The sequence below is a fragment of the Motilimonas thetidivivens genome (assembly GCF_046452435.1).
GTDB lineage: Bacteria > Pseudomonadota > Gammaproteobacteria > Enterobacterales > CBDFNC01 > Motilimonas.
The window spans coordinates 1-13,048 of record NZ_JBKFDK010000018.1 but is presented as its reverse complement, the minus strand read 5'-3'; the positions used below and the strand labels follow the sequence as shown (position 1 = coordinate 13,048).

Sequence of the window (13,048 nt, the reverse complement as noted above, 5' to 3'; positions counted from 1 at the left end):
GGTTCACCCCTTAGTAATAGATTTCGCCAGCGGCGGCTTTTTGTCTTAATGAGTCTGGCACTTGATATAGGCTACCAAGATGGCTTAACGCATCGGCTTTGGCGATAAACTCGTTCAGCCCCACCTGTTGCAACCACGCAATGGCGCCACCACGAAACGGTGGAAAACCTAAACCATACACTAAGGCAATATCAGCTTGAGCGGGGCAAGCAATAATGCCTTCATCAAGACAATGTAGAACCTCGTTGACCATAGGGATCATCAAATAGTCGATAACTTCTTCAGAGCTCATTTCCACTTGGCTAGGAAAATGCTGTGCTAGTAGTTCATAAGCAAAGGAAGCGATTTCTTTATTAATATGTCCTTTGGCGTCTCGACTGTAATGATAAAAACCCTCGCCGCTTTTTTGGCCATAGCGCTGCGCATGATAAAACACATCAATGCAATCGGTTTGCTGATTGGCCATGCGTGTTGGGTAACCTACCGCCATCACTTCTTTGGCATGATGAGCCGTATCTATCCCCACAACATCCAGTAAATAAGCCGGCCCCATCGGCCAACCAAATTGGCTTTCCATGATGTTATCGATCATCGAAAAGTCGACGCCCTTAGCAATTAAGTGAGTGAAACCAAAAAAGTAGGGGAACAACACTCGATTGACAAAAAAGCCGGGACAATCGTTGACCACGACAGCTGATTTGCCCATGGCATGAGCCAGCGCAACCACGGTATCTATCGTGGTCGCTGAGGTTTTTTCACCGCGTATCACCTCCACCAGCGGCATACGATGTACCGGATTAAAAAAGTGCATGCCGCAAAACCGCTCGGGGTTGGCCAAGTTTTGTGCCAGTAAACTAATAGGGATCGTTGATGTGTTGCTGGCTAAAATACAATCTGAACTCACATGTTGCTCGGTTTCGGCTAACACTTGAGCCTTAATCTTGGGATGTTCAACCACGGCTTCAATCACCACATCAGCATGCTCTACAGCATCATAACTAAGTGTAGGTGTGATATTAATTAGCGTTTCACCTAAGGTTTGGCCATCAATACGCCCTCTTTCAAGTTGCTTATTGAGCAACTTGTTTGCCTCATCCATTCCCAACCTCAAGGCGGCTTGATTGATGTCCTTCATGGCTGTGGATAAATCATGACTCGCCGCTTGATAAGCAATGCCGCCCCCCATGATCCCAGCACCCAATACCGCGACGTTATTCACCGGTTTGCCCTGCTTCGCCAATTGTTTAGCCGTTTGCTTGAGCTGCTGATCATTGAGGAAAATACCAACAAGATTGCGGGCAACATGAGATTTCGCCAGTTTAACAAAATGTTTATTCTCTACCGACAAAGCGGCATCACGAGATAAGCTGGCTGCTTTTTCAATGGCTTTTACGGCGGTGATAGGGGCTGGATAATGATGACCGGCTTGCGCTGCCACCATGGCATTGGCCGTGGCAAAACACATGCTTGCTTCGATGGCAGAAAGCATCAACGGGGCTAATTTTTGTTGCCTTCTTGCTTGCCAATCAAGTTTACCTGCTCGAGCATCTGCCAGCATGGTTAATGCCGCAGCTTGTAACTGTTCGGTTTCAACAATGGCATCTAATACGCCCACCGCTAATGCGGCAGCCGCTTTATGTTGCTTACCTGTGGTGATCCACAGCAATGCGTTATCAGCACCAATTAACCGAGGTAACCTTACCGAGCCACCAAAGCCCGGCATAATGCCCAACCTGACTTCGGGCAAGCCTATGGTAAGCGAGTTATCTGCGATGCGAAAATCACTGGCCAGAGCACACTCACAGCCACCGCCTAAGGCAAAGCCCCGCATCACGGTAATGGTAGGCACGTTGAGATCTTCAAGTCGACTAAAGATGGCATTGGCTTTGCTCAGCCATTCACTTAACTCGGCTTCTGGAAGGGCAAATTTGGGTAAGAACTCGGTAATATCGGCCCCTACCATAAAGTCAGCCTTGTTATGACCTATGATAACGCCAGATAAATCATCGAGCTGCTCTAAGCACTGTAAGGCTTGTGAAAAGGAGACTAACGTACACTGATCAAACTTATTGACCGAGCCTGCACTGTCAAATCGAATTTCAGCCACCCCTTGCGGATGTTGGATCACGCACAAGGCATCACTTTGATATAGCATAGGACCTCCTTGCTCCTTGTGGCCTATTATCAAGGAGAAAATAAGTGAGACATCCTAAGTTTAGACACGGATTATAAAGCCAGTGTGACATTTAAGAGCTTAAACAAGAATAATCATGGGCTGGGACGTAATAAAATGTACCGGTATCACAAAATTAACTTAGTTATAAAATTCACTAGCACTTTTGACTTATTACACTATTATCTAATTCATCATTAACTGTATTGATCGGAAAAGAGATGAGAGAGCTTGTCGCACTAAGCCTGTTAGTTCCACTAATGCTTCTTACCTTATGGTTGCTACAGCAACCCCTATTATTCGTTTTTCAATTAGGGATTCTATTGCCGCTCATCCTCATTCAATGTGCCCGCAAAGCAGTGAGTTATTATCAAAGCAAAGGGATGCACACCCTATTTCTAAAGCATTAACTTACTTGCTCAATCTACCTTACTGATTAAATTTATTATGTAGTCTATAGCTTGGCTGGCTTGCGGTGTAATGGGCCCTTGTTGCTGTAAGTCAGCCAACGCTAGCTTTAAGGTTGCCAATTGTGCTTTGGTTGGCTCTTGCTCATTTATCAATAACAACCCCCCCTCTTCCACCGAAATAGTAATGTAATTCTCATTTGCATCACGCAAATACAGATACAAATCTTCGGAATAAGGATCAACGCCCTCCTCTGATAACGGTGGAACAAACGGCGCCATCTCATCATCAGCAAACACGAAACCAGGCAGCAACCACAACAGACTGGTAAAAACACAAATTTTAAACACCGGACTTCCTCACTTAGCTCATCAAGCTCACAAATTGGCAATACCTACTCACATCCCTTAAACTGTGCTAAATCATTGGGCAATCAACCACTCATGGTGTTGCCATCACATTATTATTTAAGCACAACAGCACCAGTAAAGAGTATAAACACAAGGACCAGCATGAACATTAGCGATCTTCTGACTCAAGTAAACAACCAACCAGACACCATAGAATTTAACGATGTAATGGCGGTCATTGCAGCTAACTTTGACTACACCCCCACGGAGTTTAGTAATGGTTTAGGCGAAGACTTATTCGTTAACGCTGCAGGCACCAACGAAGGCTCTTGCCGCTTGTTCGCTTTTGCTCAACTGCAACAATTAGATCAAACGCAAACCTTAGCCTTGTTTGGCCGTTTTTACCGCGAAGATGTATTGCAAAATCCAGCAGGTAAAGACCACGGCAATATCCGCAATTTTATTAAGTATGGTTGGGATGGCATTCAATTTCAGCAATGCCCATTAGCTGCTAAGTAAGCAGGAACAGTAACTGGGGGGAGCATACAACTCCCCTAAGATGCCTATGTTTTCCTGCCTGTTGCGTCACGACTTACCTCTGCGTTTGCCTTCATCCTGAGGGTAAAATTAATTCGTTTTACAGCCAAATAGCCCTGCTGTAGATAGTCCTTTCACTTTTTGGGATTATTTAGATGTCAGCCTTACTTGATCAACTTCCACCGTCGGATGGCACACCGCCTCAATTTGAGACCATAGCGCAAGCATTAACGGCACAGGGATATTGCATCATTGCGGATGCCTTGCTGCACTATCCTCACTTAACACAAGATTTACTGTTACAAGCTTCACAAATGCCAGCCAGCGCATTCAACAGTGCAGGTATAGGTCGCCAACAAGATCACATCCAGAATGAGTTCGTCCGCCGCGACGAAATTCACTGGATCGATGGCAACACTGCCGCCGAGCAGGCTTGGTTAGACTGGAATAAAGCCCTGCAAAACTATCTTAATAAGCGACTATTTTTAGGTCTGTTCTCCTACGAAAGCCACTTTGCTCATTATCGTCCGGGGGCTTTTTACAAAAAGCATGTTGATGCATTTCGTGGTGAAGCTAATCGGGTGTTAACCACAGTGTTCTACCTAAACCCCAATTGGACTACGGAAGATGGAGGGGAATTGGTTATTTACCCTGAACACAGCAACGAAGGCGCAACTGACATCATTGCCAAGGTTATGCCTACTTTTGGAACTATGGTGCTTTTTTTGAGTGAAGAATTTCCACATGAAGTGCTACCGGCGAAGCGCGACCGCTATAGCATAGCGGGTTGGTTTAGGGTTAATAACACTACCAAATTAGATCCGCCGCGCTAAAAATATGTTGCTTTAGGCACTTAAACGATAATTCGCTAAGTGCCTAAAGGCTTATACTATTTCACGACTTACTGTTTAAATACCCAAAACTTATTCAAGGCAAAAATAATCACTGGCGTGACAAAAGTAAGCAACGCTAAATACACATAATGGTGCAGACCGAGCCAGTCGATGGTAATAAAAGCCCACAGCAAGTTTAACAACAATCCAAATATGGCTGTTTTAAAAAACCGTACGAAGGCTCTTTTTTGACAACTCACCGCTGCAGCTTCGGTTTTAAAGGTCCACTTAAACTGGCCAAGGTAGGACACCGCAAATGCCACTAAGAAGCCACCAATATTAGCGGGCAATTGGGTCCAACCAAACCAAGCAAACAAAATGTGAAACACCAAAGCGTGGGTTAAGGTTGCCCCAACTCCCACCACCGCAAATGAGATCAGCTGACCTAACTTGATATTATGATTTATCTGATTTTTCAGCTTGCTGATCATGGCTGTCATAAATTCCCTCAATGACATAAAGCGGACGGCTTTTTACTTCTTCGAAGATACGGCCTATGTACTCACCCAAAATACCGATACCAATCAGGTTGATCGCGCTGAAAAATAGGATCAGTGTAATCATAGATGCATAACCTGGTACATCCACCCCAAGCACTAAGGTTTTGAAAATGGTAAATGCCATGTAAATAAAGGCAATAATGGCCACCACGCCCCCTAGGTAGCTCCAAATACGTAATGGCGCGGTCGAAAAGCCCAGAATGCCATCTAAAGCAAAATTCCATAGCTTCCAATAGTTCCATTTAGTTTCACCCGCAGCTCGCTGTGGACGATGGAAATAAACGTATTCGGTTTTAAAACCAGGGAATGCAAATAAGCCTTTCATAAAGCGGGCTTTTTCTGGCATACGGCGGACGACTTCCAGTACCTTTTGATCAATCAAGCGGAAATCACCGGCATTTTGGGGAATATCCACCTTACTAATTCGGCCAATTAAACGGTAAAACGCCATCGCGGTTTTACGCTTAATAAAGTTATCATCGCGACGATCACTGCGCACCGCCACCACAGAGTTCGCGCCTTGACGCCACTTAGCCACCATTTCAGTAATTAACTCAGGCGGATCTTGTAAGTCTACGTCCATCGGAATCACCGCTTGGCCCTTTACATTATCTAAGCCTGCGGTCAGTGCCACATCCTTACCAAAGTTACGCGATAAATTAATCAAGCGAATATGGCTATCTGGTTGCATGGCTTTCGCATGCAAGATATCGAAGGTTTTGTCTGTACTGCCATCATTAACAAACACGATTTCATAGGATGAAACGCATTGCTTTAAGATGGGGGTTAATGTGTCGAGAAAGAGATCGATACTTTCTTCTTCATTTAGCACACAAACCACAACGCTAAGTTCTGGATTTATAACCATGGTGTCCCCTTTTTTATTGGCTCTCTTCCTTGAGATAACCCTGTTAACAATTTAGCTATTTGCGACTTAGCTATTAGCGACGACGCTGCCAGATGCCTTTAGGCGGTTCGCCATTACGATTAAAACCAAACCAGTCATAGTGACTTTTAATTTGTGCATTGATTGCTTGCCACTGTTGATCTTGGCCGGCATCAAACACGATATATTCAACCCGATGAGCCTGTAGCCAGTCTCGACTACTGCCTAAGTTGCCAGCATAGAAACTGCGGATTTGCTCGGTCATTTTCCAAACCTGTGGAACTTCACCATGCCAAGTACGTAAATGCGATGGCCAGCCCATTAATACCGGCTTATCATTGAAAATAGCAAATACACTAGAATGCATATAAGCATTATTTGGCACATTTTCTAATACAATACCGCGAGGGGCCTGTTTGAGAAAAGCGAACATATCACGATTTGCTGGGTTGCCCGTAAACCACTCATGGCCTTGTAGTTTACCCATATGGGCTTTGTTGGCATGGGTTAAGTAATTAACCACATCAATACCCGCGGTCGACGTAATCAGCAGCACCACAATGGCCGACGCCTTGATCCAGACTTTCTGAGCCCCCAAACAAATGGCACCAAATAACACTAATGCGCCAACATAGATCCAGCCCCACCATTTCATGACGGTATTAGTTCGAATAAACTTGCCGCCAGTTGGATCATCGATATAAATCATTTCACTGATCAGCAACAATAAGCCAAAGGTAATCACAAAAGCGGCCGCCAATTGTCGCCATTTGCGATCAAACAGGGCCAGTAGCATCAAGGCCAAGATAGGCCATTGCATACCGATAAAGCGCGCCCAAGGCGTGTGATCATCCCCCGTGACTAGCTTCACCGGCGTTGATACCCCACCGCTGGTAAAACCAATTAAGAAAGGGTAAACCAATAATCCCGCTAACAAACCACCACCAATTAATGCTAACCAATCTGGCTTTTGCTTCTGCCAGTAAGTCAGCGCTAACCAGCCACAAAGCAAAAAGCCTTGCAAAGGAAACACCCAAGTATTGGTAATCAGCATCAGGGGTACGGTAGCACCTAGCATTGCGGTACATAATCGCACCGCTTGCTGAGATTGAATCGACATGATGAGCACTAAGGTGATCAGTAAGATTAAAAAGCCACCGATTGGCGGATGGTAATCACCCACAAAGAATTGATAGCCATAGTTTTCTAATGGCAATACACGTAGCTCAAATTGCGGATTCGGTTTATCGATAGGGAACAACATCGCCGCCATATCAGCATTGGTTTGGTCACCACCTTGATGGGCTTTCTCATCATGCGAGCCCGTAAAACGCGCACCGCGCACTAAATTCATAAAGGCATGGTTAGACACCTGATGGCGATAGCTATTTTCAGCATTTCGAATATCTTGCTCAGACGCTTTATCGATGAATTCTGCTTGCAAGATTTGCGGTTCAGTGGGCTGCTTATAGACCAGATGCAACAAAGGCGATAAGCCGGTACCGCCAAAGGCTAATGTTGCGACCAGCAATAGTTTTAACCAAGCCGATTTTAGGAAATGCCCAGCTAAATACCATGCCAAGGTGATCGGCAATGCCATTAAGATACAAAATGATAAATTGTAAGTGGTGCCGACATCTAAGCTAAAAATACGGCCAATCAAGGCGCCGAGGTAATGCTGAAATGCATAGTAAAAATCGAACTTATGCGGTGCATACCAGTTATCATCCGGCGGTAATGTCACGCCATTCATATAGTTACTGATAAAGTAAAGGTCGGTAATGCGCTCAGAGCTAACATTGATAGCCGGAAGAGAGAAGCGCCAAACAAAGGCATACAAAAAGGCTAACCCAAATACCAGCTCTGCCCCCCAAAAGCCACTGGCCTTAAGATCATCTTGGCGTTGGTAAAGTAAGTAAGCACTCGCTAAGGAGGTAAATGGCCACAACCAATTTAAACTGCCGAGCCCAACAAAGTGTTCGATAAAAAAGAACACCAGTGCAAATAGCAAAATACCCAACGAGCGAGCGAGAGCAAAATTAGGCAGCCAGCGACGACAAAATAAGGTTAGGCCAGCTAAATTGAGCCAGATAATGGCCAAGGTGAGTGCCAAATAAATTAAATGCATGATTAGTGACTTCCCTGTTCTTTACGCTGCCAAATGCCTAATCTTAAATCGCCGTGTTCTTTAAACGGTAACCAAATGTAATCCTGAGCTATTTTTTGCTGTACTTGAAGCCAGCCTTGGCGATCCGCGTTGTAATCATCTTGCCGCCAAACAATATAGCGAATTTGATGCTTAGCGAGCCAAGCCAAAGGATCTTCCAGCTGTCCTTTAAATAACTGCTGCGCCTCAAGGCCGCGTTGATAAATAAATTCGGCATTACTGCGCCATTGTTTTTGATGAGATGGCCAACCTGTGAATGAAGGCTTGTCAGCAAACAATGCCATAGCGGATGTTGAGGTGTAAGCCATGCGGTCAAGGCGTTCAAGCACCACACCCGCAGGCGCGTCTTGCAAGTAATTAAGCATCTGCCGCGTTTCGGGGTTTTTGGTTAACCACTGATGGCCATGTAACTTACCAAAAGAAGATTTATCCGCCACATAGAAATATTCGGCTAAGGTGATGCTGTAACTAGACAAGGCGACCAATGGTATAAGGGTTACCCAACGTAACCACCCAGCCTGTTTAGCGAACAATACGCCACACAAACCAACCAGCATCAACACTTGGATCCAAGACCACCATTTCAAAATGGTGTTAAAGCGATCAAATACCCCGCCCATAGGATCGTCTATGATGATGAGTTCAGATAGGCCTAAACACACACCGCTTATCACCATAATAAATGCGGCTAACGGGAGTTTTTTCACTAAGCCAGCAGCCAATAGCCAAAGCAGTAACACCGGCCATAAAATCAATAACCACTGACTAAAGCTCACATGTTGATCGCTACCCACCCATTTTATCGGCGTACTGAGGGCATTACTGGTAAATTCGAATAGGAAGGGATATGCCAAAATCAATGGCACCATGCCGCCAACAATAACGGATTTAAGGCAAAGTGAACGCCCACTGATCACTCGGTATCCCAACCAAGCAAAAACCAGCAAGGCTTGCAGCGGTACCACCCAAGTATTGGTGATCAACATTAATGGGCCGGTTGCAACTAAAATACCGGTCAACCAGCGCTGCTGCGCCAAGGTGGTACGGATTTTTTCTAACTGGAATATACAAGCAAGCGCCAGTAATAACAGGGTAAAACTGCCAAGAGGCGGATGATAATCACCTTGGAAGGTAAGATAGCCTATGGTCTCAAGCGGCATCTCTAAATTTGAGCTTGGCGCAACGCCAAAATACTCTTTGCCAAACTCCGTATTCACCCGCTCATCATACATACCTATGTAGCGAACACTGGCCCAAAGTTTACTTTGAGCGGCGAAACGTGCCTGATTTTCTGGGTAGTCATACATGAAAGGAACAAAAGGAGAAACGCCCGTGCCGCCAGCAACCACAGCCAGCAATAAGGTAATCTTTAAATACTTATTCTTACACCAAGTGCTGGCGATAGCCCACACTAAGCTAAAGATGTATGCCATCACTAAAGCCGAGGCTAAGTTGTAACTATGGCCTACACCTAAGTTAAGAATACGACCTAACAAGGCCGCGCTGTAGTGTTGAAAGCCATAGTAAAAATTAAAGGTATAACCGGGTAACCAATTATCAACCGGAGGAAGCTGGGTTCCTGCCATATAATTGCTAACGAAAGATAAATCCGTTAGCGCTTCCGATGCTCCATCAATATCAGGAAAGGCCATTTTCCATAATAAGCCATACCCCAAGCCGATAGCGAAGACTAACTCGCTCTTCCATAGGCCTTGTCGAAAGGCTCCTTGAGCTTGATAAAGCACCCAAACGGAGGCGATGGTCGTGAGCGGCCAAAGCCAACTTAAATTACCTAAGCCAATATAGTGTTCAATAAAAAACAGAATAAGACAGAATAATAAGGAACCGGCAAGCTTACTGATGGCATAGTTACCAATCACTCGCTGTCCTACCACCGCCACAGCAGACAAATTAACGCAGAGAATTAGCAAGGTCATTGCTAAAAATATCAGACTCATAGTCCCGTTCTTCCATGATCATGCAAATGTTAAATTAGCCTCGGTCTACCTCAGCCAATGAAGCAACCCCCTGCTACTATCCTTGTCTCAGGAGAGCGATGAGTTTAACAAACAAAACCGCTTTGTTCTTCGACCCATTTAGCAAAATAACCTTATACCATCAGCAATAATGACATGATCAGGCCATCATTTGGGATAAAGACTGAATGGGGCGCTAGGATATTCAAATAAAAAGGCCACCCAAAGGCAGCCTTATATAAATACCTTAATCCGGTTGACGCTCAATCTAGCACAAGATTATCCATAACATTTTGCAGCTGTAACCCCTTAGATTGGCGGATCTCAGCTTTCTTCAGTTTGTTATGAACCAACTCTAAGGTAACGCACAAAGGTTTTTGCTCGTCTTTCTCAAAGCAATAAATAGTGAAATGAGTTTCCAAGCCCACCTTGTATTGTGGTGTGCTACGAATAACAGAAACCAAAGATAGGTTAGCACCATTAATCGGGGCATTATTTAAATAGAAAGTTTGGCTAGTTATAAGCGATTTAACAAGTCGTACATCTGCTCGGCGCTGCTTGTAAAGTAAAGCAAAAGTAACCCCCAGCAAACTAAAGATTGCGAAGTAGAATATCATTTTCAAGATCCCTTTAATAAATGATTGAATTTTAATAATTTTAGTTGTCTATCTTTTTTCTCTACGTCCTTGCAGAGAATATCTGCTCAAACATTAAACAGATATACGGTGAATTGTGCCTGATGGTTTGTAAAAAAAATGTTGGCTAGATCTAATTTAACTGGGGATTTAGATTTAAATGACTAAACTATTTATTTTTATGACTATCAACAGCTAGTTTTAGGGCATAAATGGGCGGAATTGTTCCGCCCGCGCTGGTTACTTCAATGCTTGCTGTAAAATTTCACGGCTACGATCTAACGTAATCGTCTGATTTTCTCCCAAAGCAACCATGTTATGTAGCTCAAGCTGTTGCAAAATTGCCGCAATGACCGCTGACTTATCATCACCATAATTGTCTAATTGTGTTGCAACACCTAAACCATGATAGAAAGCTTCAATGGCTGCGATCGTCTGCTCCGCCAGTTGCTCACTCTGTTGCAATTTAAAGACATTGCGTCCCATTTGCTCTAACTTGGCTCGTTTATAGTCTATTTGATTCCGCAATAACCAAGGCTGAACTATGGCTAGCGAACGAGCATGATCAACCCCGTATAAAGCAGTAAGCTCATGGCCGATCATGTGAGTCGCCCAGTCTTGCGGCACACCCGAGCCAATCAAACCATTGAGAGCTTGATTGGCAGTCCACATTAAATTAGCACGCCAACTATCATTGTCTCGCTCAGCAAATTGCTCGCCTAAGGTTTTTAAGCTAGTTAACAAGGCTTCAGCATAACCGTCTTGCACTAAGGCGCCGGTGGGCTTAGTTAGGTATTGCTCACAGGTATGAACCCATGCATCCACTAAGCCATTGACGAGCTGACGCTCAGGTAAGCTTTTCATCACATCGGGATCCATCACTGCAAATGCTGGTTGTACCGCTGGAGACAAAAAAGCTAACTTATCTTGGGTTTCGGCTTTAGTGATCACTGAGCCCATATTTGATTCTGAGCCCGTGGCTGGCAAGGTGAGTACCGCCCCTATAGGTAGTGCTTTACTAACTTGATGCTGGCCCGTCAATATATCCCAGCCATTACCTTGATACAGCGCCGCCGCCGCGACATATTTTGCGCCATCAATGACCGAGCCCCCGCCGACGGCGAGAATGAACTCAACCTTCTCAGCTTTAACTAGGGCCACCGCGCGATCTAAGGTCTCTACGGTTGGGTTTGGCTCAACGCCTGAAAACTCGACGATTTCGTGTCCGGCTAAAGCATCCAACACTTGTTGATAAACACCATTGGCTTTGATTGAACCGCCACCATAAAGAAAAAGTACTTTAGTACTTTTGGGGACAGCTTGTGTAACCGCACTGATTTGGCCTTGACCAAAGAAGATCTGGGTAGGATTGACATAAGTAAATTTCATTAGCTTCCTCTCATGTTTATGGTTAATCTAAAGCAACTAACTACAGATGCATATTAGTATCCAGATAAGCAATTAAACAGGCCAATTAGTGCTATTTAATTGCCTATTCCTGCCAAACCATTCAACCAAGATGTGAATTAATATGATGATGCACCCATTTACAACCTTGATGGAAAGTTACTGCCAGCAGCAAGGCCTAGATCACTTAAATGGTATTCATCAAACCAATATAGACGGCGTTTGGTTTTATCGCGCTGATTCGCCGAGCGCACGCCAGCCCTTAGTTTACCAATCGGGTATCATTATTATGGGACAAGGCCAGAAACGCGTACACCTATCAGAACAAGCATTTGACTATGGTCCGGGAGATTACTTGGTGTTAGGCGTACCACTTCCACTAGAATGTGAAGCTTGGGGCCAACGAGATGAGCCGCTGCTTGGTATTGCCATCGATATCGATCCACAATTACTCGCTCAAATTGCAGGAAAATTGAGTCATTTCAATCACAATACGAGTGATAAGACCGTAGTAGAATGTGGCTTAGTCGCCAGAAAAATGGCCCCAACTTTAGAGCAAGCCGTCATTCGCTTACTCGATGCCATGTTGGATGATGCTGAAGCTAATATATTGGGTAGCAGCATCATTAAAGAAATCATTTATCGGATCCTAATTGATAAGCAAGGACGAGTGCTATTCGATCTAGTCAATCGAGATAGCCACTATTCGCGAATTGCTCAGACCCTACACTGGCTACATCAAAACTATCCAACTCAAATCTCCGTTGAGCAGCTAGCGAAAACTGCCAACATGAGCCTTTCTTCTTTTCACCGCGCCTTTCGCCAAGTCACCTTAGAATCACCATTACAGTACCTGAAAAAAGTGAGGCTAGATAAAGCCAAAGAGCTGATCATTAAAGACGGTAAACGAATCAATGATGTTGCAGAGCTAGTTGGCTATACCAGCCCGTCACAATTCAGTAGAGAGTTCAAACGCCATTTTAAAACAACCCCCAAGCAGGCCATCAATATATAGCCCCTTGTAAGGTAAGACCTTGCTCTGGGAATATGTTTAGTTTTCTGCAAACGTAAAAAGCCCTTACATTTCTGTAAGGGCCTCTTCGAATAGGAGCATGA

Annotated in this window: 11 protein-coding genes; 3 read left to right on the top strand and 8 right to left on the bottom strand. The window is 44.5% G+C overall.

The genetic code is table 11. The features are described from left to right. Positions 1-10: 10 nt before the first annotated feature. Together fadB and ACK8OT_RS13460 are read right to left on the bottom strand one after the other, a co-directional pair. Positions 11-2,155, bottom strand: coding sequence for a fatty acid oxidation complex subunit alpha FadB (fadB, locus tag ACK8OT_RS13465; RefSeq protein ID WP_410197039.1), 2,145 nt, complete (start codon positions 2,153-2,155; stop codon positions 11-13). A 437-nt stretch (positions 2,156-2,592) separates the two neighbouring features. Next, the gene (locus ACK8OT_RS13460; RefSeq protein ID WP_410197038.1) at positions 2,593-2,931 is read right to left on the bottom strand and encodes a hypothetical protein; all 339 of its coding nucleotides are present in this window, start codon (positions 2,929-2,931) and stop codon (positions 2,593-2,595) included. 162 nt (positions 2,932-3,093) lie between these two features. Between ACK8OT_RS13460 and ACK8OT_RS13455 the strand changes: the two genes are divergently transcribed. Together ACK8OT_RS13455 and ACK8OT_RS13450 are read left to right on the top strand one after the other, a co-directional pair. Then, complete coding sequence (locus ACK8OT_RS13455) at positions 3,094-3,450, top strand: HopJ type III effector protein (protein WP_410197037.1); 357 nt, start codon at positions 3,094-3,096, stop codon at positions 3,448-3,450. Positions 3,451-3,623: 173 nt separating this feature from the next. Beyond that, positions 3,624-4,301, top strand: a complete 678-nt coding sequence (locus ACK8OT_RS13450; protein ID WP_410197036.1) for a 2OG-Fe(II) oxygenase — start codon at positions 3,624-3,626, stop codon at positions 4,299-4,301. Positions 4,302-4,369: 68 nt separating this feature from the next. On the opposite strand, the gene ACK8OT_RS13445 is transcribed toward ACK8OT_RS13450, so the two are convergent. The 6 genes from ACK8OT_RS13445 to ACK8OT_RS13420 all read right to left on the bottom strand — a co-directional run bounded on the left by ACK8OT_RS13445 (position 4,370) and on the right by ACK8OT_RS13420 (position 11,914). Further along, positions 4,370-4,801 (bottom strand): GtrA family protein, encoded by a 432-nt coding sequence (locus ACK8OT_RS13445; protein WP_410197035.1) that lies wholly within the window; start codon positions 4,799-4,801, stop codon positions 4,370-4,372. Then, the gene (locus ACK8OT_RS13440; RefSeq protein WP_410197034.1) at positions 4,758-5,729 is read right to left on the bottom strand and encodes a glycosyltransferase family 2 protein; all 972 of its coding nucleotides are present in this window, start codon (positions 5,727-5,729) and stop codon (positions 4,758-4,760) included. Before ACK8OT_RS13440 ends, ACK8OT_RS13445 begins: the two co-directional genes overlap by 44 nt. Positions 5,730-5,802: 73 nt before the next feature. After that, positions 5,803-7,875 carry a DUF2298 domain-containing protein gene (locus ACK8OT_RS13435; RefSeq protein ID WP_410197033.1) on the bottom strand — a complete coding sequence of 691 codons (2,073 nt, stop codon included), beginning with the start codon at positions 7,873-7,875 and terminating at the stop codon, positions 5,803-5,805. A 2-nt stretch (positions 7,876-7,877) separates the two neighbouring features. Further along, on the bottom strand, positions 7,878-9,872 hold the full coding sequence (locus tag ACK8OT_RS13430) for a DUF2298 domain-containing protein (RefSeq protein WP_410197032.1): 1,995 nt from the start codon (positions 9,870-9,872) through the stop codon (positions 7,878-7,880). A 281-nt stretch (positions 9,873-10,153) separates the two neighbouring features. Further along, entirely contained in the window at positions 10,154-10,507 is a 354-nt protein-coding gene (locus ACK8OT_RS13425) for a hypothetical protein (RefSeq protein ID WP_410197031.1), read from the bottom strand. A gap of 258 nt (positions 10,508-10,765) precedes the next feature. Continuing rightward, a complete protein-coding gene (locus tag ACK8OT_RS13420) occupies positions 10,766-11,914 on the bottom strand; it encodes an iron-containing alcohol dehydrogenase (RefSeq protein WP_410197030.1) in 1,149 nt (382 codons plus the stop codon). 142 nt (positions 11,915-12,056) lie between these two features. Between ACK8OT_RS13420 and ACK8OT_RS13415 the strand changes: the two genes are divergently transcribed. Continuing rightward, positions 12,057-12,947 carry an AraC family transcriptional regulator gene (locus ACK8OT_RS13415; RefSeq protein WP_410197029.1) on the top strand — a complete coding sequence of 297 codons (891 nt, stop codon included), beginning with the start codon at positions 12,057-12,059 and terminating at the stop codon, positions 12,945-12,947. The last annotated feature ends 101 nt before the right edge of the window (positions 12,948-13,048 follow it).

Excerpts from the sequence above, each read along its gene's own strand:
- fadB (WP_410197039.1), bottom strand. The coding sequence starts at position 2,155 with ATGCTATATCAAAGTGATGCCTTGTGCGTGATCCAACATCCGCAAGGG.
- ACK8OT_RS13430 (WP_410197032.1), bottom strand. The coding sequence starts at position 9,872 with ATGAGTCTGATATTTTTAGCAATGACCTTGCTAATTCTCTGCGTTAAT.
- ACK8OT_RS13435 (WP_410197033.1), bottom strand. The coding sequence starts at position 7,875 with ATGCATTTAATTTATTTGGCACTCACCTTGGCCATTATCTGGCTCAAT.
- ACK8OT_RS13450 (WP_410197036.1), top strand. The coding sequence starts at position 3,624 with ATGTCAGCCTTACTTGATCAACTTCCACCGTCGGATGGCACACCGCCT.
- ACK8OT_RS13455 (WP_410197037.1), top strand. The coding sequence starts at position 3,094 with ATGAACATTAGCGATCTTCTGACTCAAGTAAACAACCAACCAGACACC.
- ACK8OT_RS13445 (WP_410197035.1), bottom strand. The coding sequence starts at position 4,801 with ATGACAGCCATGATCAGCAAGCTGAAAAATCAGATAAATCATAATATC.
- ACK8OT_RS13440 (WP_410197034.1), bottom strand. The coding sequence starts at position 5,729 with ATGGTTATAAATCCAGAACTTAGCGTTGTGGTTTGTGTGCTAAATGAA.
- ACK8OT_RS13415 (WP_410197029.1), top strand. The coding sequence starts at position 12,057 with ATGATGATGCACCCATTTACAACCTTGATGGAAAGTTACTGCCAGCAG.
- ACK8OT_RS13420 (WP_410197030.1), bottom strand. The coding sequence starts at position 11,914 with ATGAAATTTACTTATGTCAATCCTACCCAGATCTTCTTTGGTCAAGGC.
- ACK8OT_RS13425 (WP_410197031.1), bottom strand. The coding sequence starts at position 10,507 with ATGATATTCTACTTCGCAATCTTTAGTTTGCTGGGGGTTACTTTTGCT.